Origin of the sequence: Reyranella sp., from assembly GCF_004297265.1 — a bacterium.
GTDB lineage: Bacteria > Pseudomonadota > Alphaproteobacteria > Reyranellales > Reyranellaceae > Reyranella.
Map to the genome: position 1 here is coordinate 50,687 of NZ_SCUT01000020.1, position 25,194 is coordinate 75,880.

The following is a 25,194-nucleotide window of genomic DNA, read 5'->3' on the forward strand; positions in this document are numbered from 1 at the left end:
TTTCATTTATAGTGCTCCGATCACCTCCGGGACGTCCATCGCCGCGCAATGACAAGCATCTTCGCGAAAAACCTGCGGCTGCGTCCGAGCATCCTGACGTTGTTCATTCTGCTGACCGTGCCGGTCTTCTTCGCGATCGTTGCGGTGAACTACGTGTCGAACGAGAAGATCGCGCGCGACAATGCCGACGAACTGGTGGGGCGGTTCAGCGTCGAGGCCATCGAGAACATCCAGCACCTCTTCGATCCCATCAAGTCGCTCGTGCGCAGCGCCGCGGCACTGGGCTCCGAGCAACCCGATTTCTTCGATGACAACCGCTCGCTGAAGTATCTCTTCAGCATCCTGCAACACAGCGATCGTATCATCAGCATGTATGTCGGCCTGAACGACGGCTCGTTCCGCCAGGCCCGGCAGATCGATCCAGCTGTTGAGATCCAGGGCAAGCTCCCGCCGCCCGGAACGCGCTGGGCGGACCGATGGATCACGCCGCAGCGCGGGTCGTCGCCCGTGGACCACTACCTTTTCCTCGACAAGGACCGCAAGGAACTGGGCCTCTCGGAGCAGACCACGTCCTACGACCCGCGTGCACGCCTGTGGTATGTGACCGCGCAGCAGACCCGCGACCTTTCGGTCAGCGACGTCGACGTCTTCGCCACCCTGGGGCTCGTCGGCTTCACCGTCGGCGCGCCCTTCTATGCCGACGGAGTGCTGCGCGGCGTCGCCGCCGCCGACATCACGCTCGACGGAATGTCGAACTATCTCGCCGAGCGCAAGATAAGTGCGGGCACGCTCTCCTACATCCTGGACCATCAAGGCCGGGTCATCGCCAATTCGGAGCGCACCAAGACCTATACGAGCCACAACGGCAGGGTCGAACTTCAGCACATCACGTCACTCGGAAACGACCTGCCGGCGATCGCCTTCAGCTTCCGACCCCGCGACAGCGAAAGGACGTTTTCGTTCGAGCGCGGCGGAAAGCACTACGTCGCGAGCCTTACGACCCTGCCGCCGACGTTCGGCAAGAAGTGGCAGCTCTTCGTCATCACGCCTCTGGCCGACTTCACCAGTGCCTTCGACGAGCAGAACCAGCGACTGGCCCTGTTCGGTGTGATCGCGATCGTCCTGCAGATCTGCATCATCTACTTCCTGTCCAGCGTCATCTCCTCGCCGCTCGAGCGGCTCGCGCTCAAGGTGGCGAGGATCCAGGACCTTGAGGGCGACAACCTGCCGCCTCTGCAGTCGCCAATCCGCGAGGTCGCGGTGCTCGCCCGCGCCATCGACACGCTCGATGCGGCCGTGAAGTCCTTCGCCGCCTTTGTGCCGGTGGGCCTCGTCCGCCAACTCCTCGACTCGGATCAAAAGCTGGTGCTGGGTGGCCACAGCCGCTTCCTCACGATTTTCTTCTCGGACCTCGAGGCCTTCTCCTCCATGTCGGAGGAAGTGCCCTCACAGAAGTTGCTGGCGCACGTGTCGGCCTATCTCGGCGTCGTGACCCATGCCGTCAATACGGAGCACGGCACCATCGACAAGTTCATCGGCGATGGCGTCATGGCCTTCTGGGGGGCGCCGGCGCTGCTCGAGGACCATGCGCAGAGATCCTGCTTCGCGGCGCTGCGCATCCGCGAGGGCATGAAGGAACTGAACGCGGGTTGGGAGGCGACCGGCGCCAAGCCGTTGAAGGTCCGCATCGGCATCCACAGTGACGCCGTGCTGGTCGGCAATATCGGCTCAAAGGAGCGGATGAGCTACACCGTCATGGGCGACGGCGTGAACATCGCGGCGCGACTGGAGGGCATCAACAAGGAGTACGGCACGGGCATCTGCATCAGCCATGCCGTCTTCAAGGAAGCTGGTGAACGCCTTTGCGTGCGTCCGATCGACGACGTCACCGTGAAGGGCCGCCGCTCGAAGGTGCCGATCTACGAGCTGGTCGGCGCCTACGGGATCGGACCGGAGTTCGAGCCTGACGAGGCGACGGTCCGCCTTTGCGAACTCACGCGCACCGCCTACAACGCGCTGGTCGCCGAGGACTATGGGACGGCGCTGTCGCGCTACCAGGAGATCCAGTCGGAATATCCCGACGATCCGGTGGCGCGGGCCATGGCGAAGCGGTTGGGAACGATCGATCCGTCGCGTCTCGTGCCGCTGCAGATGTCGCGCTGACCGATGTTCGATGCCCGCAAGTCCTCTCCGGCGGTCGCGACGCTGCGGCCGAGCGAATATACGGCAGCGCTGATCCAGGTGCTTCGCGGGGAACCCAGTCGCGTGTGCGGCGCCAGGGTGCTCGAGATCGGGTGCGGAAGCGGCGTGGTCCTCGCCGTGCTGGGTGGTCTGGGGGCCGCCTCCCTCTGCGGGATCGACATCGAGGACGAGGCCATCGTCACGGGACAGGCGCTCCTGCAGGACCTCGGCCACGAGGCGGAAATCCATCGCGGCGACATGTGGCAGCCGGTGGCGGGACGGCGCTTCGACCTCGTCGTCGCCAACCTGCCTCACTTCCCGATGGATCACTTCGAAGTGGCCGGACGCCTGTCGACCTGGAGCTCGGGAGGCATCGACGGCCGCGAACTGCTCGATCCGTTCCTCGAGGGCCTGTCGAAGCATCTCGCGATCAACGGGCGAGCCCTCATCACCCACAATGCCTTCGTCGACGTCGGGCGCTCGCGCCGGATCCTCGAACGGTACGGTCTCGCGCTTCACATCGCGAAGACTGTGCTGGTCCACATTGCCAACGAGAAGATCGACCTGATGACACCTTCGATTCTGCGGGCGGAGGAGGGTCGTTCCATCCATCGCTATGGACCGCATGTCTTCGCCGACATGCACATCGTCGAAATCGCCGCGGCCGGGACGCGGAGCTGACATGGCGCTGCGTCGCGTTCTGTTCGTTGCGTTCGTGTGGTTCGTTGCATTGGCCGGCCTGCCGGCGCGCGCCGATACCCCGGATGCTGCGCTGGCGAAGCTGATCGACGAGGCGAAGGCCGCGGCGGTGGTGCCGGGTGCCTGCGAGCAACCCGGTCTCGACCGGCTGGTCCGCATCTTCTGTGACGGCAGGATCCGCGTCGGCGTGCGCGAATACTATCCGCTGTTCGGGACTCGCGAGGGCCAGGTCCGCTCGGGCTACGACGTCGACGTGGCGCGCGAGATCGCCAAGCATCTCGGCGTTGAGCCGGCCTTCACGCGCGTCAACGCGGCGAGCCGCATTCCCCTGCTCGCCGACGACAAGATCGACCTCACCATCGCGACCATGGGCCACAATACCCAGCGCGACACCCAGGTGCGCTTCATCCGCCCGCACTACTATCGGTCGGAGACGATCATCGTCGGGCCGAAGGGGCTGGCCATCAAGGACTGGCCAGATGTCGCGAGCCGCACGATCTGCGTCACGATCGGCAACGGCTCCAACGCTCAGATCGTCTCGCACAATGCCCGCCTGATGCTGTTCGACGAGGCGGGCGTGTTGCCGGACAGGCTGCGCGATGAGACCTGCGCGCTGGTGGCGCAGGACGACAGTTTCTTCGACTTCTACTTCACCGAGCCTGCCTTTGCGCAAGCCTACGACAGGAAGTTCGGCTTCGCCCAGCTTCCCTGGGGCATGGCGGTTGCGCTGACCGGCAGTGATCGCCTCGCCCGGGCGCTCGACCTGATGAGCCAGATTTTCCATCGCGACGGCGTCTTCCTCGATGTGGCGAAGCAGAACCGAATCGGCCTCGGGTTTCTCGAACTCCAGCGCGCGGTCTGGAACCGGTCCGAGTGCAACACCGACACCGGCGCGGCCAATCCCGCCTGCGTCCTGCCGGCGCTGAGCGCGGTGCTCGAGCCCACGCGCTTTGCGCCCCAGGTGGCCGCCTTCGAGGCCTGGCTGGAAAAGCACACCGGCATCGCCGTGCAGCTGCCGATGTTCAAGACCATGCCCGCGTGGCAGCTGTTCAGAGCCGGCATCATCAACTCGCTGATCCTGGTGGCCGGCGCGTTGGTGGCGACCCTGCTGTTCGCGCTGGTGCTGGGCGCGCTGCAGAGTTCCCGGTCGTTCCTGCTGCGCTGGCCCGCCCGCGCCCTCACCATCGTGCTTCAATCCTCGCCGGTCGTGCTGACGCTCGTCATCTCCGCGGCCGTGGCGCTGGCGCTGTTTCCCTACTCGTCGGCCGTCGCGATCGGCGCGGCGATCGTGGCGCTCGGCCTGATGAACGGCGCGAATGCGGGGCAGGCAATCGGCGAGGCGATGCACACGCTGCGGACGGAGCGGGGAGGGCCGCCTGTGCCCACCGTCGACCTGTTCGGGCGCGCGGTCAGCCGCTCGGCGACCCAGATCGTGTCCTTCCTCGTCAACGCGGCGAAGGGCACGCCGATCGCGAGCTTCATCGGCGCACCCGAACTTCTGAGCGCGCTCACCGACATCACCTCGTTCGCCAGCGGCCGGGCCAGCACCTACTCGCTGCTGCTCGTCTTCTATGTCTGCGTGGTGATCGTCGTGGTGTGGTTGTGCGACAGGCTGAGGATCTGGCTCGAACGCCGGCAGATGGTGACGGCATGAGCAGGATATCGCCCGACTTCGTGCCGCAACTTCTGGCCGGCATGGTGGTCAATTTCGAGATCGCCGCCATCGCGCTGCTGATCGGCCTCGCCGTCGGCGGCCTGCTCACCCTGGCGAAGCTGGCGGGCGGCGTGCGCGGCGCGGTCGCCACGACGCTGATAGGCCTGATGCGCGCGGCGCCGACCTTCGTCGTCATGTTCTTCCTGCTGAACATCATCCCGTCGGACGCAACGCTGTTCGGCGTCCACGTCGCGCCGTCGGGCATCATGACGGTCGCCCTGTCGCTGGTGCCCTATGCCGCTGCCTATGTCGCAGACAACGGCAGCGAGGCGTTGCGGCAGTTGCGCGACGGCTCGCCGCTTGGGGCGCTGCTCTTTCTGCCCAACGTGACCCGTGCCTTTTTCGTGCTGGTCATGTCGTCGAGCGCCGGTGCCGCCATCGGCGTACCGGAAGGAATCGCGGTCATCCTGCGTGAGGCCGAGCTGATGCCGACGCTCGGCGACAAGATGGTCCTGTTCGCGATCGGCATCCTCTGTTTCGGGGTCACCCTGCAGGCGGGATTCGCGCTGATGCGCCTCCTGCAGCGCCATCTCGGCCGCCTCGCGCTGCGCGCCCGCTAGGGTGTAGTCTCCTGCTCGAGAACGTGCGGGAGGAAGAAATGAAGATTTCGCGGCGGCGCACCCTTGGCGCGACGGCGGCCTTGGCCTGGGTGCCGGGGCTTGCACGCGCGCAAGCCTATCCCTCCAAACCGGTGCGGCTGATCGTGCCCTATTCGGCCGGCGGCGGCGCCGACACGACGGCTCGGCTGATCGCGCCCAAGCTTCAGGAGGCGCTGGGCCAGACGATCGTGGTGGAGAACAAGCCCGGCGCGGGCGGCATGATCGGCGACGAGATCGTGGCCAAGGCCGCACCCGACGGCCACACACTGCTGATCGGCGCCTTTGCCCATGCCGTGAACCCGGCGCTGTTTCCCAAGATGCCGTTCCGCACGCCCGGGGATTTCGCACCGGTGTCGCTGCTGGTGACAGTGCCGGAGCTGATGGTCATCACGCCCTCGCATCCTGCCAAGACCGTGGCCGAGCTCGTGGCGCTGGCCAAGGCGCAGCCCGGCAAGCTCTCCTATGCCTCGTCGGGCAATGGCAGCGCCCAGCATCTCGCGGCCGAGCTCTTCAAGATGCGCACCGGCACCGACATCCAGCACGTGCCCTACAAGGGCGGCGCGCTGGCGGTGGCCGATGTGGCGGCGGGTCACGTGCCCTTCTATTTTGGCAACATGAGCGCCGCCCTGCCGCAGGCGCGCGGCGGCCGCGTGCGGCCGCTCGCCGTCACCAGCGCCGCACGTTCGCCGGCGGCACCCGAGGTGCCGACCCTGGCCGAGGCCGGCGTGCCCGATTGCGAGATATCGGAATGGAACGCCCTGATTGCGCCGGCCGGCACGCCGCCTGCCGTGATCGCGCGCCTGCATGCCGAGATCGCGAAGATCATGCGCATGGAGGAGATCAAGGCGAAGTTCGCCGATCTCGGTGCCGATGCGATCGGCTCGACGCCGGACGAACTTGCGGCCTTCCTGCGCGCCGAGATGACCAAGTGGGCCGAGGTCGTGAAGGCCGCCAACATCAAGGTCGAGTGACCGGATGACAGCCAGCGTGCGCTACGACTCGGTGTTCCGGCCGGGTCTCCTTGCCGGCAGGACCATCATCGTCACCGGTGGCGGGTCCGGCCTCGGGCGCTGCACCGCCCATGAACTGAAGTCACTCGGTGCACGCCTGGCGCTCGTCGGCCGCACGATGGAGAAGCTCGAGCGGGTGAAGGAGGAGCTGGGCGATCCCGACACCTTCGTCCACGCCGCCGACCTGCGCCGCGAGGACGAGGTCAAGGCAGCGATCGATGGCGTGATGTCGTGGGGCGGCCGCATCGACGGGTTGGTGAACAATGCCGGCGGCCAGTTTCCCGCACCGCTCAAGGACATCTCGCTGAACGGCTGGAACGCCGTGGTGGCCAACAACATGACCGCGACCTTCCTCGTATCCAAGGCGGTCTACCTGGCTTCGATGGAGGCCCATGGCGGCGTCATCGTGAATGTCGGCGCCGACTTCGAGCTGGGCAATCCCGGCATGGCGCACAACGGCGCGGCCCGCGCCGGCCAGACCAACTTCACCTACAGCGCCTCGATCGAATGGGCGCATTCGGGCGTCCGCGTGAACTCGGTGATTCCGGGTTTCATCGCCTCATCGGGCTTCGACCGTTACCCCGAGCGCGCACACGAGGCGCTGCGTTCGGTGAAGGACCGCATTCCCGCCAAGCGCCATGGCACGGAGTCCGAGATCGCGGCGGCCATCGTCTACCTGCTGAGCGACGCGGCGGCCTACGTCACCGGCACCACGCTGAGGGTCGACGGCGGATTGCACAACTATGGCAAATCGACCTTCTACCAGGTGCCCGATCACGACAAATCGAAGCCCTTCAACGGCTTTCCGCTCTACCGGCCGCCGAAGGTCCTGGAGTAGGGTGGCGCCTCCTGACCAGACAACGGAGGAATCGATGCGTATCGCCCGCGTGACGTGCAGCCTGATGGCTGTGGCCGGACTCGCCGCCTTCTCCCTTTCCGCCCGGGCCCAGAGCCCGACGGCGAAGGCGTCGCTCAAGGATGCCGCCGGCAAGGATGTCGGCAGCGTCCAGCTCGTCCAGACGCCGCACGGCGTGCTCCTCAAGATGGCGCTAAAGGGCGCTGTTCCGGGCGAACATGCGTTCCATATCCACGCCGTCGGCAAATGCGAGGCGCCGTTCACCAGCGCAGGCGGACACTTCAATCCGGCCTCGAAGAAGCACGGCATGGAAGCGGCCGAGGGCTCGCATGCCGGTGACATGCCGAACCTGCACATCCCGGCCAATGGCGAGCTGACGATCGAGATCGCCAATCCGATGGTCTCGCTGGTCAAGGGGCAGGCCAATTCGGTGTTCGATGCCGACGGCTCGGCGATCATCATCCATGCCGGCGTTGACGACTACAGGACCGATCCGACCGGCAATGCCGGCGACCGCATCGCCTGCGGTGTCATCACGGAGTGACCTGACTGCTTCGTCCGCTGTGGCGGGCGAGGGCGCGTATTTCTACCTGGAGCCGATTGAATGGACTTGTCTCGTTTTGCGCGTCGCATCTACACCAACGCGCCCACGCCTATCGAACACCTGCCGCACTTCACCAAGGCCCTCGCCGCCAGCTGCCCGGGCGGCGCCGGCCCTGAGATCTGGATCAAGCGGGACGACATGCTGGGTCTGTTCCCCGGCGGCAACAAGACCCGCAAGCTCGAGTTCCTGGCGGGCGATGCGCTGGCGCAGGGATGCGACACGCTCGTCACGTGCGGCGCGCCGCAGTCCAATCATTGCCGCATCACGCTCTCGGCGGCGGTGAAGGAAGGGCTGAAGTGCCGCTTCGTGATCGAGGAGCGCGTGCCGGGCTCGTACAAGAAAGAAGCCGGCGGCAATAATTTCATGTTCGAGCTGATGGGCGTCGAGGCGATCACGGTCGTTCCCGGTGGCACCAACATGGCCGAGGCGATGTCGAAGGTGGCGCAGGAAGTCGCTTCGCTCGGGCGCAAGGCCTATGTGATACCCGGCGGCGGTTCCAACGCCATCGGCGGCCTGGGCTATGTCGCCTGCATACAGGAGATGCAGGTCCAGTGGCTCGACATGGGCTTCTCGCCCGATGCCGTGGTGGTGGGGTCGGGCAGCTCGGGCACACATGGCGGCATGGTCGCGGGCTTCCTCGGCAACAACATCAAGGTCCCGCTGATCGGCGTCGGCGTCAGCCGCGACCCGGCCGACCAGGAGCCGCTGGTGCTCAAGGAAGCGCAGGCGGTCCTCGACCTGCTGGGCGTGGACATCAAGGTGCCGGCGTCGGCCGTGAAGAGCTTCGGCGGCTTCTGGCAGCCCAAATATTCGGTGCCGAACAAGAAGATGGTCGAGGCGGTGCAGATGCTGGCGCGTACCGAAGGCATCCTGCTCGATCCGGTCTATACCGGAAAGATCATGGCGGGCCTGATCGGCCTGGCGCGGCAGGGCCACTTCAAGCCCGGCGCCAAGGTGCTGTTCATCCATACCGGCGGCCTGCCGTCGCTGCACGTCTACGAGGACGTCGTACTGGGCCGCACCCAGCTCGCCGACTGAACCGGCCGCCGGCTTCGCCGGCGACATTTCGATGAAGCATTGCGGTCATCGCGCAATGCTTCCTGCGCGCCACCGTCTGCGCAGAAGTTTCCACCGCCGTCACGCCGCAGATCGACGAACCCGTTTCATTGACCTGAAGCGGTGCGGCGGCCAGTTTCGATGCATGCTCTCCCGATCATTCATCCCTTCGTGTCGACGCTGACGCGCGACACCGTCTGATCCCGAAGCCCTTCAACGAACCCATCGCCCCGCACCTGCGGCGGCCAACGGAGAAGTCATGCTCAAACGACGTCATCTGATGGCCGGTCTTGCCGGCACAATCCTGGCCGCGCCTCTCGTCGCGCGCGCCCAGGGAACCTATCCCAGCCGGTCCGTGAAGATCATCGTGCCGTGGCCACCGGGCGGCGGGGTCGACGCCTTCGCGCGCGTCATCCAGGCGCCGCTCAGTGCCCAGCTCGGGCAGACGGTGATCGTCGAGAATATCGGCGGCAGCGCCGGCCGGGTCGGCACGCTGAACGCCTCGCGCGCCCAGCCCGACGGCTACACGATCGTCCTCGTGAACGACACGTTCGCGGCGACCGAGGCGCTGCCCATGGCGGGAACGCCGGCGCTCTATCCGGCCTTCCAGCCGGTGACGCTCGCCATCTCCGGACCGCAGGGGCTGTTCACCCATCCGCGTTCGGGCCTGGCCAGCGCCCAGGCCTTTGCCGCGGCGGCGAAAGCCAATCCCGGCAAGCTCAATGTCGGTGTCCCGGGCCTGGGCAGCAGCCAGCATCTGACGAGCGAACTGCTGCTGCGGGCGGCGGGCGATCTTCGCGTTACGCACGTGCCTTATCGCGGCGGCGGGCCGCTGCTGCAGGACCTGATCGCGGGCAACATCGATGCCGGTGTCGTCACCTTCGCGGCCGGCGCTCCGCAGGTGCGCGGCGGCCAGCTCGTGGCGCTGGCCATCACCAGTGAGCAGCGGTCCAAGGCGTTCGCTGCCGTGCCCACGGCAGCCGAGACCATCGCTCCGGGTTTCGTGCAGGCCACGTGGCAGGGGCTGCTGGCGCCCAAGGGGACGCCGGCTGCTGCAATCGAGCGCTTCCATAACGCCGTGCTGGCCGTCCTTCAGGACAGGGCCGTGATCGCGCGTCTCGCCGATCTTGGCTTCGATCCCGTGGGCGCCGACGGCAAGGTCTTCGGCCGGCTCTTCGACGAAACGGTCGACACGTTCGCCGGCATCGCCCGGGAAAGGGACATTGCGGCCGGCGATTGACGCACGAAGAAAATCGGGAGGCGGATGAACCGCCTCCCGTCTTATTCAGTCCAAACCTACTTCTTCACCAGGGGGCAGCCGCCGTCCGCGATCGGACGGAAGGCCTCGGCCGCCGCGATGACGGCGCGCTGCTTGTAATAGTCCCACGGGCCCTTGCTCTCCGACGGCTTCTTCACTTCGAAGAGATACATGTCGTGGATCTTGCGGCCGTCGGCGCGGACGCTGCCCTTGCCGAACAATTTGTCGTCGGTCGGCAGCTCCTTCATCTTCGCGACCACGGCGGCGCCGTCGGTCTCGGACTTCAGCTCGTGCACCGCCTTGAGGTAGTGCATGACCGCGGAGTAGACGCCCGCCTGCACCATGGTCGGCATATTGCCCTTGTTGGCGGGGCCGAACTCCTTGGCGAATTCGCGGTTGGCGTCGTTGCCGTCCCAGTACCAGGCCTCCGTGAAGATCAGCCCCTGTGCCGCCTTCAGGCCGAGCGCGTGCACGTCGGTGATGAAGACCAGCAGGCCCGCGAGATTCTGGCCGCCTGAGACGATGCCAAACTCTGCCGCCTGCTTGATGGCATTGGTCGTGTCGGCGCCGGCATTGGCCAGGCCGATGATCTTGGCCTTCGACGATTGCGCCTGCAGGAGGAACGAGGAGAAGTCCGGCGTCGGGAAGGGATGGCGGACCTTGCCCAAAACCTTGCCGCCGTTCTTGGTGACGACGGCCTCGGTGTCGCGTTCGAGCGCATGGCCGAAGGCGTAGTCGGCCGTCAGGAAGAACCAGCTATCGCCGCCCGTCTTGACGATCGCCTGGCCCGTCCCGTTTGCGAGAGACCAGGTGTCGTAGGTCCAATGGATCGTGTTGGGCGTGCAGTCCTTGCCGGTGATGTCGGACGAGGCGCCGCCCGAGACCAGCATGACCTTGTTCTTCTCCTGCGTGATCTTGTGGACGGCCAGCACCACCGAGGAGGTCGGCACGTCGACGATCACGTCGACCTTGTCGACGTCGTACCACTGGCGCGCGACGTTGGCGCCGATATCCGGCTTGTTCTGGTGGTCGGCGGCCACGATCTCGATCTTGTCGTGGCACTTGTTGGCCTTGCAGAAATCCTCGACGGCCTTGCGCGCCGCCCAGACCGAGCCCTGGCCCGAGAGGTCGGCATAGGTGCCGGATCGGTCGTTCAGGACGCCGATCTTGATCGTGCCGTCGCCGTACTCGGCCTGCGCCGGCGCGCCACCCAGCCCGAGCGCTGCCAGGGCGGCCAGGCTCCAAACTCCATAATGCATGCAAGCTACTCCCTATGAGGATGGACCGACCCTAGTCAGGCGCAGCGGCCGGTTCCACAGCAGAATGGCAGTGCAACCGAAAGGGGCGCACGTCGTTTCGCTCGAATGAGGTCTGCCGCGAAAATCCTGGGGTGGACGGCCGGCATTCTGGCCGGCCTTCTGGTGATCGCCGCCACCACCGTCTATTTCGTGGCCACGTCGGACTATCTCCGCGGCCAGCTCGAAGACAGGATCAGCGACATGACGGGCCGCCGGACGCAGGTCGCCAAGGTCGCGGTCGACTGGGGCTGGACGACCAACGTGAAGCTGGAGGGGATCGAGGTCGCCAACGCCAAGTGGGGCAAGGCGCCCTACATGCTCAAGGTCGAGCAGGTCGACTTCGACGTCCGGCTTTGGCCGCTGCTGAGCGGCAATGTCATGCTGCCGCGTCTCGTATTGCGTAAACCGGAGGTACAGGTCGAGACTGGGGAGAATGACCAGCTCAATTGGAGTTTGGGGGAAACGCCCGTCGTCACGGGCGCCGCCAAGGCGCTGGAACCGGACAATCGCTTCGAGGCGCCGGTGATCGGCAGGCTCGAGGTCACGGAAGGCAAGCTTGGCTACCGCGATCCCAAGCGGAAACTGGAGCTTGATGGGACAGTCTCGACGGCCACGGGCAAGGCGGAGGACGAGGCCGAGCTGGCGCTCAAGGGAAAGCTCGAAGGACAGCCACTGGAAGTGCGCTTCGTCGGCGGCTCGGTGCTGATGCTGCGCGAGACGGAGCAGCCCTATCCGCTGGATCTCGACGTAGCCTTCGGCGGCACGAAGCTGAAGATGAAGGGCAGGGTCCAGGATCCCTTCAAATGGACCGGCGCAAACGTCGACCTCACGCTCTCCGGGCCGAATCTTTCGGAGATTTACCCGCTCCTCGGCATTCCCGGACCGCCGACACCACCCTACACGATCAACGGCAAGCTGGACCGCGAGGCTGGACTCTGGAAATTCGTCCAGTCGAAGTGGCGCGTGGGTGAGAGTGACCTCACGGGCGAGGTCATCGTCGACGAGCGACGCAAGCCGAGATTCCTGACCGCCAAGCTCGTTTCACAGAAGCTGGTGTTCGAGGATCTGGCGCCGCTGGTCGGCGCGACGCCGGCTCGCAAGACCAACGTATCGCCTAAGCAGGCCCAGACCCAGGCCCAGCTCGAGGCGACGGGTGACCTGTTTCCCAACGTGCCGCTGCAGGTTGAGAAGATGCGGGCCATGAACATGGACGTGACGCTCGACGCCAAGCGGGTGATCGCGCCGCCCTGGTTACCGGTCCAGGCATTGGCCTTTCGGGTGCTGATCCACGACGGGAATGCGACAGTGAAGCCGCTCACCCTCGCAGTGATGGAGGGCGGAACGATCGCGGGCGAGATGGGGATCGACGCGAGGACCGACGATCCGAAGGTGAAGGCCAACCTCCGGGCGAGCGACATCGAGCTGAAGAACTTCTTTCGTGAATCCCGCTATTTCGACGCGACCCAGGGCAAGATCCAGGGCCGCGTGTCTCTCGCGGGCAGCGGCCGCTCGCTCGCCCATGTCATGGGTTCGGCCAACGGCTTCATGGCCTTCTCGCTGGGGGGCGGGTCGGTCAGCAGCCTGATGGTGAGCCTGGCTGGGCTGCAGATCTTCGATGCGCTGGTGCTCTACGTGACCGGCGACAACCGCATTCCGATCAAGTGCGCGGTCGGCCGTCTCAATTTCCAGCAGGGCAACGTCGTCTTCGACCGCACTCTACTTGATACGCAGAAGTCCGTGCTCCATGTGAAGGGTCAGCTCTCGCTGAAAAGCCAGGCGCTGAACGCCGAGGTCGATGCCGATCCCAAGAGCTTCGACCTGCTCGATCTGCATGGCGCCGTGATGATCCAGGGCAAGCTGCGCTCTCCGCAGGTTTCGCTCGGCCGCGTGATCCCCATTCCCACGCCTGTCTTCGGCAATGCCAAGGACGTGCCCTGCGCGGGTCTCACACAGCAGATGCTCACGGCGCCCTGAGTTCTCATTTCCCAAGTGGAATGAGCGCTTGCCGCGGGGGCGCCGGGCGCCCATTTAGAGAAGGTATTCGGCGACGTCTGCGTCGGCGCCTCCTGATTCCGAAGCATCCGACGATGCATCGACGCGCAAGACGAGGTGCGACATGGCCGTTGAACGAAAAGCCGAAACTCCCCGTACGCCCGCCGCCGTGCTCACGCCCGACGAGGAGGTCACCTTGAGGCGGGTCGCCTTCGGTCAGTCGGATGTGCGGGCCATGCGTGCCCAGGATCTGACCCGATTGCGCAACCTGCGACTGATCCAGGATGGCAAGGACGGTCCGTGCCTCACGGTCAGCGGCCGCCAGCGGTTCGACGAGCTGCCCAAGGCAATGCTGATGGACAGGGGTCCCAAGGACCTCATGTCGGCGATGGCCAAGGTCTTCAAGACGAACTGACAGAACGCGAAAAGCCCCGCTCCTTTCCAGGAACGGGGCCATATCGCGTTGCCGCTCCAGCCGCACACCCCAGTACATCCGTGGTGGCGCGCAGGAAGGAGGGCGGCCGCCGTTACCGGCGGCGCGTGATCAGGATGCGGCCTTGAGGTTTTCCGCCGCCATCTTCCCGCTCCGGCGATCGGCGACCAGTTCGAATTCGACCTTCTGGCCCTCGCTAAGCATGCTCATGCCGGCGCGCTCAACCGCGCTGATGTGCACGAAGGCGTCGGTGCCGCCATTGTCCGGCTGAATGAAGCCGAAGCCCTTTTGGATATTGAACCACTTCACGGTTCCCGTTGTCGTCGTCATGGGAGAAACCCTTTTTTACCTTGGATATGCGAGGCCATGCGCTCCCTCCGCGTTTGAACAAGCGGAAGCGCTCTGGCGCCCGTCGAAATTGCACTAACTTTCGGGATCAAGTGTCGTGGAGCGGACCGCAGAACAATGTCGGCGGGCGCGGACCAAATCAGATGTCCGTGTATCGACGAGCTTCATATGGTCCCTTGTTCGGACACTATCAAGGGCCAAATATAGGGGGTCCTTGCATCGTGCCGAAGGACGGAGGTGCTCATGGAGCCCCACTCCACCCCCGATCCCATCGATTCCGAATTGCGCGCCGCCGCCGCCTCGTTCGCGCGCCCCTCCGCGCGGCAGAGCCTCCTGCAGCTCGCCACGTCATTCGGTCCCTTCCTCGCGGGCTGCGCCGCGATGTACGCCGCCTGCGGCATCTCCCCATGGCTCGTCCTTGCCCTCGCCATACCGACCGGCGCGTTCATGGTGCGGGTGTTCATCGTTCAGCACGATTGCGGACACGGCTCGTTCTTCGCCTCGCGCCTTGCCAACACGATCGTCGGCCGGCTGTGCAGCCTGTGCACCTTCACCCCCTTCGCGAGCTGGCGGCGCCAGCATGCGCAGCATCATGCCGAATGGAACAATCTCGATCGCGGCGATCGCGGCAGCGACATCTATTCCTCGTGCCTCACCGTGCGCGCCTACCTCGCCTTGTCGCCCCGGCAGCGGTTCCTTCATCGCCTCGTCCGCCATCCCCTGATCGCCAACTTCCTGCTGCCGCCCCTCGTGTTCGTGGTGCTCTACCGCACGCCGTTCGACACGCCGCGCGCGTGGGTGCGCGAGCGCCGCTCGGTCCTGCTCACCAATGCGAGCCTCGTTGCCCTGTTCACGGCGCTCGTGCTGTTGCTGGGCTGGCGCGACGTGCTGCTGGTGCATCTGTCGATTATCGTTGTGGCGTCGATCCTCGGCGTGTGGCTGTTCACCCTGCAGCATCGCTTCCCGGGCGCGCAGTGGAGCGGTCGCGGCGCCTGGCGCTACGTCGATGCCGCGATGGACGGATCGTCGTGGTTCGACCTGCCGGTTGTCCTGCGCTGGTTCACCGGCAATATCGGATTCCATCACGTCCATCATCTCAACCAGCGCATCCCCAACTACCGCCTGCCGCAGGCTCATGACGCGGCCCAGACTGTGCGCGCCGTTTCGCCCCTCGGCCTGCGCGCTGGCCTCAGTGCACCACGGCTGACACTGTGGGACGAAGCGTCGAGCCGCCTCGTTCGCTTCCGAGATGTGGCGCGGCTGGAGACGCAAGCCTGATCTTGCTCTAGCGTGGGGGTCCTCATAAAGGAGCCCCGGTCAATGTCTGTTCCGCACGGCCCGCTTCAGGGCGTCAAGGTCGTCTCCTGCTCCACTGCGCAGGCGGGCACCGTACCCTGGATGCTGATGGCCGACCTCGGCGCCGACGTGATCAAGATCGAATCGCCGCAGGGCGGCGATCCGTCGCGTCGCATGACCGTGCTGCCGGGTATGGGCAGCACCTTCTTCGAGGCCAACAATCGCGGCGTGAAGAGCGTGACCCTCAATCTCAAGAGCGACGAGGGGCGCGCGATCCTGCGCAAGCTCGTCGCGAAGGCCGACATCTTCGGCCAGAACTTCCGCCCCGGCGCCGCCGAAAAGAACGGCTTCGGCTGGGAGGAACTGCGCGAGGTCAATCCGAAGCTCGTCTATGTCTCGATCTCGGGCTATGGCCCTGACGGCCCGCACGCCCACCTGCCGGGTACCGATTCGATGGCGCAGGCGCTGGGCGGCATCGCTGAGGCCTATTCCATGCCGGGCCAGAAGATGCGCACCGGAGTCGTATCCGTCGCCGACGAGACCTGCGCGATCCTGGCTTTCGGTGGCGCGCTGGCAGCGCTGACCCATGCCCGCACGACGGGAGTCGGCCAGAAGATCGACCTCTCGCTGCTGGGCGGGCAGATTCGGCTGATGGGCTGGACCTTGCAGACGGCGATGTGGCGCGACCGCAATCCGGTCACAGGGCAGGCCCGAGTCACTGGCACGCGCGAGCGGCCGGGCATCAGCGCCAGCTTCGACGATCGCGACGGCAAGCCTCTGGTCTTCCAGATTACCGGCCCGGAGGACTGGAAGGACGCCATGACATCGCTCGGCTTCCACGAGCAACTGGAAAAGGCGGGCTTCGCCGACCTGGGCGTGATCATCGACAATGACCCCAAGCGCCTCGAACTTCTCGCCACGCTCGACGCCCTGTTCGCGACCGGAACGCGCGAGGACTGGGTCGCCCGCCTGCGCAGCGCCGACATCGTCTCGGCGCCGATCAACACGCTCCTCGAAGCGTCCAATGATCCCGACGTCATGGCCAACGGCTACGTCACCGAGGTCGACTACCCGAAGCTCGGCAGGAAGCTGAAGGTGCACGGCACGCCGTGGAAGTTCTCCGAGACGCCGGCCAGGCCCGGCATCGCGCCGGAGCTGGGCGAGCACAACGACGCGGTGCTGGGCGAACTGGGTTTTGGCGCGGCGGAGCTGGCCGACCTGCGCGCCCGCAAGATCATCTGACTGCGAGGAGATCGACGATGTCCCGCCCACCCTTGCCGCCTTTCACCGAGCAGACCGCGACGCAGAAGGCCCGCCTCGCCGAGGATGGCTGGAACAGCCGCGATCCCGCCAAGGTCGCGCTCGCCTATACGCCGGATAGCCAATGGCGCAACCGTGCGGAGTTCATCAATGGCCGCGAAGCCATCGAGGCTTTCCTGAAGCGCAAATGGGCGCGCGAACTCGACTATCGCCTGATCAAGGAACTCTGGACCTTCGCGGGCAATCGCATCGCCGTACGCTTCGCCTATGAATTCCACGACGACAGCGGCACGTGGTTCCGTGCCTATGGCAACGAAAACTGGGAATTCGACACCGATGGGCTGATGAAGCGACGCCTGGCCAGCATCAATGAGCATCCGATCGCCGAAACAGACCGCAAGTTCCACTGGCCGCTGGGCCGCCGCCCCGATGACCATCCCGGGCTGAGCTCTCTCGGCTTCTGATCGATCCCGTAGGCGAGCCTCAGGGAAGGATCGCTTCGCCCTCGATCTCGACCTTGGCGTTGGGGTCGATCAGGGCCGAGACCTGCACCAGGGTCATCGCCGGGAAATGGCGACCGAGCGCGGCCCCCCAGGCGGCGCCGACCGCCGCGCCGGCGGCGTTGAACTCGGCGATGTCGGTCACATAGGCGCGCAGCGCCACGAGATGTTCCGGCTGGCCGCCGGCGGCTTTCAGCACGGTCACCAGATTGGACAGCGCGATGCGCCATTGCGTGCCGGCATCGGTGTCGGCGGGGATGTGAGCCTGCGCCGGCTCGCGGCCGATCTGGCCGGCGATGCGCACGCTCCTCGTGCCCGTGGCGACCACGGCATGCGAAAAGCCGCGCGGGCGCGGCCAGCCTTCGGGCAGGATCGGCGTATAGGCGATGTCGGACATGTCGTGTCTCCTCCGGGTTCGGTTGGAGTCACTCTATCCGCTTGCTTTCTAGCGTCCCACCTTCTTGAAGGCGGCGCTCGAGGCGCCATCGCCCGCTGCCTTGGAATAGCCTTGCCACGTCGTGACGAGACCATTGGGCGCCTGCGAGATCACGAACAGCGGTTGACCGGGACTGTAGAGCTTCACGCCGTACTTGTTCTCGACCTTGCCGTTGCCGAAGCTCACGAAGGTGACGAGCAGCCGGTTACCGTCGGGCATCGCCTTGCAGCGGATGGTCTCGTCAGTCTGGAAGCCTTGTGCGACTACGCGGCAGCCTTCGGGACCGTTGACGGTGAGCGTGTGGGTCACGAAGTTCTGCGTGCCACCGGCACCTGGCCCCAGCGCCTGTTCGTAGACGTATGTGCCATCCCAGGGCTGGGCGGCGAGCGCGACCGAGCCAGCGGCAAGTCCGAGACCCATGGTGAGGGTGGCGAATACCGATTTCATGTGGCTATCCTCCTCCGGGCCGGAGACAACGATGCGATCATGGAACGGGTTGCGACAGGCGGCGGGTGACCTCATCGTGATCGTATGGCAGATCCAACTTTCGACCGTTACCTGCGCGCCGATGCGGCGGTTCACGCGCTCGGCCTCGTCCTGGGCGTCGTCGGCGCGGCCGCGATCCTGATCGTCGCCACGGGTTCGTCGCAGCCGGGACAGGTCGTGCCCATCCTCGTCTATGTCGCCGGGCTGCTGGCGATGCTTTCCTGCTCGGCAGTCTACAATCTGCGGCTCGCCAGTCCGCGGCGCGACTGGCTGCGTCGCCTGGACCATGCCGCGATCTTCGTGATGATCGCCGGGACCTATACGCCGCTCACCCTGCTGAAGCTGCGCGAGCCATGGTCGAGCGGCCTCACGGCGGTGATGTGGGCGGCGGCGTCGCTTGGCATCGCCGCGAAGTTCCTGCAGCCGCGACGCATCGAACAGATTTCGGTGGTGCTCTATCTCCTGATGGGCTGGATCGGCCTGTTCGCGATCGACGAGCTGCTGGCGTCGGTGGAGCGGGGGACGCTGATGCTGCTTCTCGCAGGCGGCGTGGTCTATTCGTTCGGCACGATCTTCCATCTGTCGAGCCGCCTGCCCTACCAGCAGGCGCTGTGGCACGCCTCGGTGCTCGTGGCGGCTTCTATCCACTATGTGGCGATCCTGTCGCTGTTGACGCCGTGAAGCGACACCGGTTTACGTGACCCCCATGTCGTCGCGTCTGCTTTTCCGCCTGACCGCCGTCGCCGTCGTCGCCGCGGGCATCGTCATGGCCATCGGCGGCGCCTCGATGAGCGTATGGGCCTGGAACACGGCGGGGACGCACATTGCCTTCGAGCTCGGCCTGCCGCTCGCGACCGTCTGGCTCGTCTTCACGCTCGTTCGGCTGATGCATGTGCTGCCCGAGGCGTGGAGAGGCGAGGAACAGGCCCGCGATCCGCTGACGGCGCTGGCGGCGGCTCCGAAGGCAGACGTCGATGAGAGGCTGCGAAAGGCTTCACCCGATGCGCTCTCGGTCCGGCAGATCGCGCTGCCGCGCGAACCCGAGCGGCGGCGGCGCCCAAGGATCGCGCAGAGGGTCGAGCTGCGTGGTGGGCGCACACTCTATCGGGTGCAGCCCATTCGACGCCCGCCCGTGGCGAGGCGCGCGATCGCCGCGGCGACCGTCGTCATCGCCTCCGTCAGTCTCTTCTTCCTGCTGGGACCGCTCGACCTCGAAGATGTGAGCTGGATCGCCTCACTTTTCCGCGCGCTCGAGGAGTTCCCGGGCCTTTTTCAGCGTGTCGACGCAGTTGGCCTCCTGGCCACGCTCGGCTTCGGCGCGCGCGGCCACCAGCAGCGCCTGTAGCGCCGCTCGCTGCGGCGGCGGCGTTCCCGGCTTCTGGGTCACGTCCGGCATCGTCGGCATGCGGCTGTCGGTGGAGGCGGGCGGGGTGACGACCGAGCGGTCCGAGGTCGCGGGCGGCTCGATCACGCCGCCGGACCGGCCGAGTTCGCGCGAGGTGACGCCCGGGCCCTTGTCCGGCGTGGCAGTGTCGGGCGAGGCGGTCGGCGGGTCGGTGGAGATGTTCTCGGCCTTGGCCAGCGCGCGCACCTGGTCGAGGCAGCCCTCGGCGGCGGCGAGCCCCGGCCAAAGGGCGAGGGCGGTGGCGATGAGACGGATGTTCATACCCTGTGGAACGGCGCTTTCGCCGGCCCGGTTGCCCTTGAACTGCAGGCAAACACCCCTAACATACAGTCTGCAAAACAGGCCGGGATGAACCCGGTTCTACAGGGATGTCCACATGACCAAGTTTCGTTGGCTCGCGATCCTCGCGGCTCTGATCATCGCGGTGCCGTCGCTGGCCCCGTCGCCCGCCGATGCGCGGGCGGGCGGTGGCAGCGGCGCGGGCAGCCGCGGCAGCAAGTCCGGGCAGGCGCCGGCCCCGACCCAGACCGCGCCGACCTCCAAGCCGGTCGAGCGCAGCACCACGCCGCAGCAGCAGAGCCCGTCGGCCAATCCGGCGACGGCCGCCGCCGGCGCCAAGCCCGGTGGCTTCATGCAGCGCAACCCGTTCCTGACGGGCCTGATGGGCGGCATGCTGGGCGCCGGCCTGTTCGGCATGCTGTTCGGTGGCGGCTTCGGCGCCGGCCTCGGCAGCATGGCCGGCATGCTGGGCCTGCTCCTGCAGCTCGCGCTGGTCGGCGGCATCGTCTATCTCGCCGTGCGCTGGTGGAAGTCGCGCAATGGGGCCCCGCAGGCGGCCTTTGCGGGCGCCGGTACCGGCGGCAGCAATCCGCTGTCGCCGCGCCAGGCCCTGCCGGAAGCGACGCCGATGGCGCGCTCCAGCGCCGCTCCGATGCTGGGAGGCGGCGCCAGCGCGGCCCCCTCGCCGGCCATCCTCGAAGCCGATTACAACGCCTTCGAATCGCTGCTGACCAACGTGCAGGCGGCCTACAGCGCCGGCGATCTCGCCAAGCTGCGCACGCTCGTGACCCCCGAGATGCTGGGCTACTTCACGCAGGAGCTGTCGGCCAATGCGAGCCGCGGCGTCGAGAACAAGGTCGATGCCGTGAAGCTCGAGCAGGGCGACCTGTCGGAAGCGTGGAGCGAGGGCTCGGTCGACTACGCCACCGTCGCCATGCGCTTCAGCATGATCGACGTGATGCGCAACGTCGCCGACGGCCGCATCGTCGAAGGCAATGCCAATGTCCGCACCGAGGCGACGGAAGTCTGGACCTTCCTGCGCAGCCGCGGCGGCAACTGGATCCTCTCGGCCATCCAGCAGACCTGAGCGTCTCGATCGAAAAATTACGGATCGGCCGGCCTCATGCCGGCCGATTTCGTTTGTGCGGCCCGCTCCTTGCTCGGCTAGCCTGTCGCCGGGGTAGGGAAGGAACGATCGTCATGACCAGCCTGTCACGAAGGGCCGCGCTCGTGGGCGCCGCGCTGCTGCCGCTTGCCGCCGCACCCGTGCGCGCGCAGGCGAAGTTTCCCGACAAGCCGATCCGGCTGATCATCCCCTGGGCCGCCGGCGGCCCGGCCGATGCCGGCTTCCGCATCCTCGCCGAGTCGGCGGCGAAGAAGCTTGGACAGCCCGTCATCGTCGAGAACAAGGGCGGCGCCGCCGGCGTGCTGGGGGCGCTCGCGCTGCAGGACGCGAAGCCCGATGGCTACACGATCAGCCAGATGCACATGAGCGTGCTGCGCCAGCCGATGCTGAACGCCTCGCTCAAGTACGATCCGATCAGGGACCTGACCTACATCCTGCAGATCACCGGCTTCGTCATGGGCGTGGTCGTGCGCCCCGACGCGCCGTGGAAGACGCTGCCCGAGCTGCTGGCCTATGCGAAGGCCAATCCCGGCAAGCTGAACTGGGGCACGCTCGGTGCGGGCTCGACGCAGCATCTGGCGATGGAGAGTCTCGGCCTGAAGCAGGGCCTCACCTGGACGCACGCGCCCTATCGCGGCACCGCCGACACGTTGCGCGCGCTGATGGGCGGCGAGATCGACTTCGCCTCGGAGTCGTCGGGCTGGGCGCCTTTGGTGATGTCCGGCAAGCTGCGCCTGCTCGCGGTCTTCACGGCGAGCCGCGCCAAGCGCTTCTCCGACGTGCCGACCGTGCGCGAACTCGGCCTCGAGATCGCCGTCGACAGTCCGGGCGGTCTCATTGGCCCGAAGGGCATGGACCCCGCCGTGGTGAAGATCCTGGCCGATGCCTTCCGCGAAGCCGCGGGTGAGCCCAAGCATCTCGAATTCCTCGACAACATGGACCAGCCGCTGCTGCTGCTCGACGGCCCCGCCTATCAGGCGAAGATGGCGAAGACGATGGAGCAGGAGCGCGAGCTGCTGCGGAAGTTGAATCTGCTGGCGACTTGAGCGACGGCGAGCCCCACCAATCACCTCACCCTGAGGAGCGGCCGCAAGGCCGCGTCTCGAAGGGTGGGCACGAGCACCGCGCCTGTGGCCCATCCTTCGAGACGGCTGCTGCGCAGCCTCCTCAGGATGAGGGGGTGCGGGTAACTCTATGACCGTAACAAAGCCCCATACCCCTCGATGGGCGTCCGAATCCCCGTCATCCGCAGGCAGTGCCACAGGCTCGCCTGGTTGGCGGTGATCACCGGACGCCCTAAATCCGTTTCGAGTGTTTCGATTAGGCCGACGCAGCGGAAGCCCGTGCCGCCGATCAGCACGCCGTCGGCCTCGGGCGGGCAGGCCCGGCGGATCTGCGCGTAGAGCGGCTCGATCTCCTGCTCGAAGCCCATGCCCTGCGGGTAGAGATCCTGCGGCGGCACGTCCCGCCACTTGCGGCCGGGATCGAGCCGCAGATGCCCCACGGGCGCGAGGCCGTGATCGCCGTAGTAGCGCAGCGCCGCGCCCACCGTGTCGTCGGGAAACCACGGCGGCACCACGAGGAACGGCCGCTTCACCTCAGCGTGGCGCAGAGCCGCGAGCGTATCGAGCCCGTTGGTCGTGACCTTCGCCTCGTCGCCCGCGATGCCGCTCGACACGACCGTCGACAGTGCCGCGACGGTGGCCTCGTCCCAGCCCTTGCCGCCCACGACGCTGCTCGACGTGTGGGCGAAGACGACGGCCTGCAGCTTCATGGAAGAGAACTGCTTCGCCCCGCGCGCCAGATCGTCGGCGAGATCAACGCCGCTCCGGTCCGCGCGCCACCTGGCCCACGGAGTCGGCGCCGTCACCCGCGCCGCATGCACCGACACGCCCGGCGGCGCCATCGCCCACCATTCGGCCTCCGGCACCGCCTCGCTGCCGACGATGAACAGCCCGATGCGCGCCCGCCAGCCCCAATTGTCGTGGTGAGTCATGTGTTGCCTTTCGATCAATATTCCCGTCGTCTCGACCGGAGCGCCGAAGGCGCGGAGCGGAGAGACCTTCTCTCCACCAAAAGCCGGCTAATCGTCGAGAGAAGGTCTCTCCGCTACGCCTCGCTGCGCGAGGCTTCGGTCGAGACGACGGGGGGATTTAGAACCCGTAAAGCACCTTCGGATTGTCGACGAGGATCTTCTGCCGCACCGCCTCGTCCGGCACGCAGCGGAAGAACAGCCCGAGCAGATCCACCTCCTGCGGGATCGCATCGGCGGCGTGGCCGACATGCGGCCAGTCGCTGCCCCAGACCAGCCGGTCGGGATTGGCGGCGACCAGCGCCTGCATGAACGGCGCCGTGTCGTCGTAGGCGGCGCCCGGCCCGGCGCCCTGGCGGGTGTTGCGGTCGGCGCCCGAGAGCTTGCACCAGTAGCGGCCGCTCCCCAGCCGCTCGCAGAACCAGCGGAAGCCCGGGGTGTCGACGCCCTTGTCGGCCATGGTGCGGCCCATATGGTCGATCACGAAGTCGAACGGCATCTTCTCCAGCGTCGGCGCCAGCTCCATCAGGTCGCCGGTCTCGACCCAGAGCTGCACGTGCCAGCCGCGCGAACCGAGGCGCGGCGCCAGCGCCACCAGATCGTCGAGGCTCATGCCGCCCGAGGAGACCGGCTTGCCGTCCTGGCGCAGCAGGTTGATGCGCACGCCCTTGAAGCCCGCCTCGCTCAATTCGTCGAGCCGGCGCTCGCTCACCTCGGGCTTCAGGATCGCCACGCCGCGCAGCCGGTCGGGGTGGCGCCGGAGCGCGTCGAGCGTCACCGCGTTGTCGCCGCCGGCCGCCAGCGCATGGACGATCACCCCGCGCGCGATGCCCATCCCGTCCCACAGCGCCAGCAGCGCCTCGACCGGCGTCTCCCGCAGCGGCGCGAACTTGCCGCCCTGGACGGCGGGGAAGCGGTCGTAGGGCCCGTAGACATGGACGTGGCAGTCGGCGCTGCCGGCGGGGAGGGCGAAACTTTCCTGGGTCATGCGGACCACTCTGTCTTTCCGGACAGGATTTAATCAAGCGGTCCTGCCAATCCGACCTCACCCTGCGAGGTTGGCCGGAAATGAACCCAATCAATTCAATTACTTACTGAACGCCAGACCGCAATTCAGGCCCTCACCTCATCCTGAGGAGCGCCGCGACGCGGCGCGTCTCGAAGGATGGGCAACAGGCAAGGTGCGTGTTCTTCCCGGTTCGAAGGGCCTCGACTCCCCCAGAATCGGGTCCGGCGCTCCGAAAATCCTTTTTCCTTTCGAATGTTTCGTTTATTTCGTTTATTGCGCTTATACCGCCCCCGCCAGCGAAACCACCAAAGGAACACAGGCCCGCAACTCGCGTTGTCGTCTAACTTTTTCGTGGCCCCACCCCCTCAACGAGCCGGAGACAGCCCCTCCCATGAAGACCCTCCCCCTGGCCCTCGGCCTCGCCGCCACCCTGGCTTCCCTGGCCGCCGCCGGCTGCGCCCAGTTCGACCAGGCCTTCGCGCCGCCGCCGCCCAGCGCCCTGTCGCAGCCGATCCCGGCCTCGGAGGTCGAGTGGTCGCGCAAGAGCGGCAGCAACACGGTGAGCGGCATCGCGACCATGAAGGCGGGCGACACGACCCACACCTGCGGCGGCCAGGGCGCCAACCTGGTGCCCGACAGCGCCTATGCCCGCGCCCGCATGACGGCGATCTTCGGCAACGACACGCGCGGCACCCGCGCCTCGAGCCTCGGCCCGGTGAAGTTCGACCGCGACGACCCGCTCTACGTCTCGACCCTGCGCCGCACCACCTGCGACGCCTCCGGCAGCTTCTCCTTCCCGCGCGTCCCCGACGGCGTCTGGTACGTCACGACCGCCGTGAAGTGGGACGGCCCCGGCGACCGCGCCGAGGGCGGCTCGATGATGAAGCGGGTGGACGTGCGCGGCGGGAAGCTGGTGAAGGTGACGTTGCCTTAAGGCGCCAAAGATTGTTGTCCGGCCACTGTCGCAACTACGACAACCAGTTGAGCTGGGTCTTCGGAAGAAAGCCGCAGATATAAAAGCGCACGGGCGAAGGAAGCTTCGTTCAGGCCAGAGCCTCCAAGCTGTGTCACCTGCGGCCATGTGCCGGCCCGATGTTGGCGAAGCTGAGGCGCGTGCTCCGCAGCAAGCTGCCAGATTGATCAAAGACCGCCCGGAACGACCAGATCGTTCGACCAAGTATCGGGTGCGGTCGCCATAATCATACTAGTACGCCAATGTCAGAAACAAACGACGGGGACAATGACTTTCTCTCGCCATTTGCCGTGCAAACTCGACGAAGCAGCCATTCAACTAATGATAGTTTTTTAAGCCCAACC

26 protein-coding genes are annotated in these 25,194 nt (G+C 66.4%); 19 read left to right on the forward strand and 7 right to left on the reverse strand.

Translation table 11 applies throughout. The features are described from left to right. Positions 1–48 precede the first annotated feature (48 nt). From EPO41_RS07425 to EPO41_RS07465, 9 genes are all read left to right on the forward strand, one after another. Positions 49–2,163, forward strand: a complete 2,115-nt coding sequence (locus EPO41_RS07425) for an adenylate/guanylate cyclase domain-containing protein (RefSeq protein WP_296322629.1) — start codon at positions 49–51, stop codon at positions 2,161–2,163. Positions 2,164–2,166: 3 nt separating this feature from the next. Then, positions 2,167–2,862 carry a methyltransferase domain-containing protein gene (locus EPO41_RS07430; RefSeq protein ID WP_296322631.1) on the forward strand — a complete coding sequence of 232 codons (696 nt, stop codon included), beginning with the start codon at positions 2,167–2,169 and terminating at the stop codon, positions 2,860–2,862. A gap of 1 nt (position 2,863) precedes the next feature. After that, the gene (locus EPO41_RS07435; protein WP_296322635.1) at positions 2,864–4,534 is read left to right on the forward strand and encodes a transporter substrate-binding domain-containing protein; all 1,671 of its coding nucleotides are present in this window, start codon (positions 2,864–2,866) and stop codon (positions 4,532–4,534) included. Continuing rightward, entirely contained in the window at positions 4,531–5,154 is a 624-nt protein-coding gene (locus tag EPO41_RS07440; protein WP_296322639.1) for a hypothetical protein, read from the forward strand. Before EPO41_RS07435 ends, EPO41_RS07440 begins: the two co-directional genes overlap by 4 nt. 38 nt (positions 5,155–5,192) lie before the next feature. Beyond that, positions 5,193–6,164, forward strand: coding sequence for a tripartite tricarboxylate transporter substrate binding protein (locus EPO41_RS07445; RefSeq protein ID WP_296322641.1), 972 nt, complete (start codon positions 5,193–5,195; stop codon positions 6,162–6,164). Between the two features lie 4 nt (positions 6,165–6,168). Next, positions 6,169–7,041, forward strand: a complete 873-nt coding sequence (locus EPO41_RS07450) for an SDR family oxidoreductase (protein ID WP_296322645.1) — start codon at positions 6,169–6,171, stop codon at positions 7,039–7,041. A gap of 34 nt (positions 7,042–7,075) precedes the next feature. Next, positions 7,076–7,603 (forward strand): superoxide dismutase family protein, encoded by a 528-nt coding sequence (locus EPO41_RS07455; protein WP_296322649.1) that lies wholly within the window; start codon positions 7,076–7,078, stop codon positions 7,601–7,603. A gap of 60 nt (positions 7,604–7,663) precedes the next feature. After that, positions 7,664–8,701 carry a D-cysteine desulfhydrase gene (locus tag EPO41_RS07460; RefSeq protein WP_296322652.1) on the forward strand — a complete coding sequence of 346 codons (1,038 nt, stop codon included), beginning with the start codon at positions 7,664–7,666 and terminating at the stop codon, positions 8,699–8,701. A gap of 277 nt (positions 8,702–8,978) precedes the next feature. Next, positions 8,979–9,959, forward strand: a complete 981-nt coding sequence (locus EPO41_RS07465; RefSeq protein WP_296322656.1) for a tripartite tricarboxylate transporter substrate binding protein — start codon at positions 8,979–8,981, stop codon at positions 9,957–9,959. A gap of 56 nt (positions 9,960–10,015) precedes the next feature. Here EPO41_RS07465 and EPO41_RS07470 read toward each other — a convergent pair whose 3' ends face one another. Then, a complete protein-coding gene (locus tag EPO41_RS07470) occupies positions 10,016–11,236 on the reverse strand; it encodes an ABC transporter substrate-binding protein (protein ID WP_296322659.1) in 1,221 nt (406 codons plus the stop codon). A gap of 105 nt (positions 11,237–11,341) precedes the next feature. Between EPO41_RS07470 and EPO41_RS07475 the strand changes: the two genes are divergently transcribed. After that, entirely contained in the window at positions 11,342–13,249 is a 1,908-nt protein-coding gene (locus tag EPO41_RS07475; protein ID WP_296322661.1) for an AsmA family protein, read from the forward strand. Between the two features lie 142 nt (positions 13,250–13,391). Next, entirely contained in the window at positions 13,392–13,682 is a 291-nt protein-coding gene (locus EPO41_RS07480) for a hypothetical protein (protein ID WP_296322664.1), read from the forward strand. Between the two features lie 129 nt (positions 13,683–13,811). On the opposite strand, the gene EPO41_RS07485 is transcribed toward EPO41_RS07480, so the two are convergent. Beyond that, positions 13,812–14,030 (reverse strand): cold-shock protein, encoded by a 219-nt coding sequence (locus EPO41_RS07485; RefSeq protein WP_296322667.1) that lies wholly within the window; start codon positions 14,028–14,030, stop codon positions 13,812–13,814. A gap of 261 nt (positions 14,031–14,291) precedes the next feature. Here EPO41_RS07485 and EPO41_RS07490 point away from each other — a divergent pair, with 261 nt between their 5' ends. Genes EPO41_RS07490 through EPO41_RS07500 form a run of 3 tightly spaced genes read left to right on the forward strand, consistent with a single transcriptional unit; the run spans position 14,292 to position 17,068 of the window. Beyond that, the gene (locus tag EPO41_RS07490) at positions 14,292–15,326 is read left to right on the forward strand and encodes a fatty acid desaturase (RefSeq protein WP_296322669.1); all 1,035 of its coding nucleotides are present in this window, start codon (positions 14,292–14,294) and stop codon (positions 15,324–15,326) included. 42 nt (positions 15,327–15,368) lie between these two features. Further along, the gene (locus EPO41_RS07495) at positions 15,369–16,586 is read left to right on the forward strand and encodes a CaiB/BaiF CoA-transferase family protein (protein ID WP_296322672.1); all 1,218 of its coding nucleotides are present in this window, start codon (positions 15,369–15,371) and stop codon (positions 16,584–16,586) included. A gap of 17 nt (positions 16,587–16,603) precedes the next feature. Continuing rightward, positions 16,604–17,068, forward strand: coding sequence for a nuclear transport factor 2 family protein (locus EPO41_RS07500; protein ID WP_296322675.1), 465 nt, complete (start codon positions 16,604–16,606; stop codon positions 17,066–17,068). A 19-nt stretch (positions 17,069–17,087) separates the two neighbouring features. On the opposite strand, the gene EPO41_RS07505 is transcribed toward EPO41_RS07500, so the two are convergent. After that, on the reverse strand, positions 17,088–17,501 hold the full coding sequence (locus tag EPO41_RS07505; RefSeq protein WP_296322678.1) for a RidA family protein: 414 nt from the start codon (positions 17,499–17,501) through the stop codon (positions 17,088–17,090). A gap of 48 nt (positions 17,502–17,549) precedes the next feature. After that, complete coding sequence (locus EPO41_RS07510; RefSeq protein ID WP_296322681.1) at positions 17,550–17,987, reverse strand: DUF5991 domain-containing protein; 438 nt, start codon at positions 17,985–17,987, stop codon at positions 17,550–17,552. A gap of 84 nt (positions 17,988–18,071) precedes the next feature. On the opposite strand from EPO41_RS07510, the gene EPO41_RS07515 reads away from it, so the two are divergent. Together EPO41_RS07515 and EPO41_RS07520 are read left to right on the forward strand one after the other, a co-directional pair. Continuing rightward, a complete protein-coding gene (locus EPO41_RS07515; RefSeq protein WP_296322683.1) occupies positions 18,072–18,707 on the forward strand; it encodes a hemolysin III family protein in 636 nt (211 codons plus the stop codon). A 25-nt stretch (positions 18,708–18,732) separates the two neighbouring features. Beyond that, positions 18,733–19,371, forward strand: a complete 639-nt coding sequence (locus EPO41_RS07520) for a hypothetical protein (protein WP_296322686.1) — start codon at positions 18,733–18,735, stop codon at positions 19,369–19,371. On the opposite strand, the gene EPO41_RS07525 is transcribed toward EPO41_RS07520, so the two are convergent. Continuing rightward, a complete protein-coding gene (locus EPO41_RS07525) occupies positions 19,261–19,692 on the reverse strand; it encodes a hypothetical protein (protein WP_296322689.1) in 432 nt (143 codons plus the stop codon). The two genes, EPO41_RS07520 and EPO41_RS07525, sit on opposite strands and share 111 nt — an antisense overlap. A gap of 115 nt (positions 19,693–19,807) precedes the next feature. Here EPO41_RS07525 and EPO41_RS07530 point away from each other — a divergent pair, with 115 nt between their 5' ends. After that, a complete protein-coding gene (locus EPO41_RS07530) occupies positions 19,808–20,797 on the forward strand; it encodes a TIM44-like domain-containing protein (RefSeq protein ID WP_296322692.1) in 990 nt (329 codons plus the stop codon). Between the two features lie 113 nt (positions 20,798–20,910). Continuing rightward, the gene (locus EPO41_RS07535; RefSeq protein ID WP_296322695.1) at positions 20,911–21,882 is read left to right on the forward strand and encodes a tripartite tricarboxylate transporter substrate binding protein; all 972 of its coding nucleotides are present in this window, start codon (positions 20,911–20,913) and stop codon (positions 21,880–21,882) included. 146 nt (positions 21,883–22,028) lie between these two features. On the opposite strand, the gene EPO41_RS07540 is transcribed toward EPO41_RS07535, so the two are convergent. Together EPO41_RS07540 and EPO41_RS07545 are read right to left on the reverse strand one after the other, a co-directional pair. Continuing rightward, positions 22,029–22,832, reverse strand: coding sequence for a hypothetical protein (locus EPO41_RS07540; RefSeq protein WP_296322697.1), 804 nt, complete (start codon positions 22,830–22,832; stop codon positions 22,029–22,031). Between the two features lie 157 nt (positions 22,833–22,989). Then, positions 22,990–23,856, reverse strand: a complete 867-nt coding sequence (locus EPO41_RS07545) for an amidohydrolase family protein (protein WP_296322700.1) — start codon at positions 23,854–23,856, stop codon at positions 22,990–22,992. Positions 23,857–24,268: 412 nt separating this feature from the next. Between EPO41_RS07545 and EPO41_RS07550 the strand changes: the two genes are divergently transcribed. Beyond that, positions 24,269–24,811 carry a hypothetical protein gene (locus EPO41_RS07550; RefSeq protein ID WP_296322703.1) on the forward strand — a complete coding sequence of 181 codons (543 nt, stop codon included), beginning with the start codon at positions 24,269–24,271 and terminating at the stop codon, positions 24,809–24,811. Positions 24,812–25,194 lie beyond the last annotated feature (383 nt).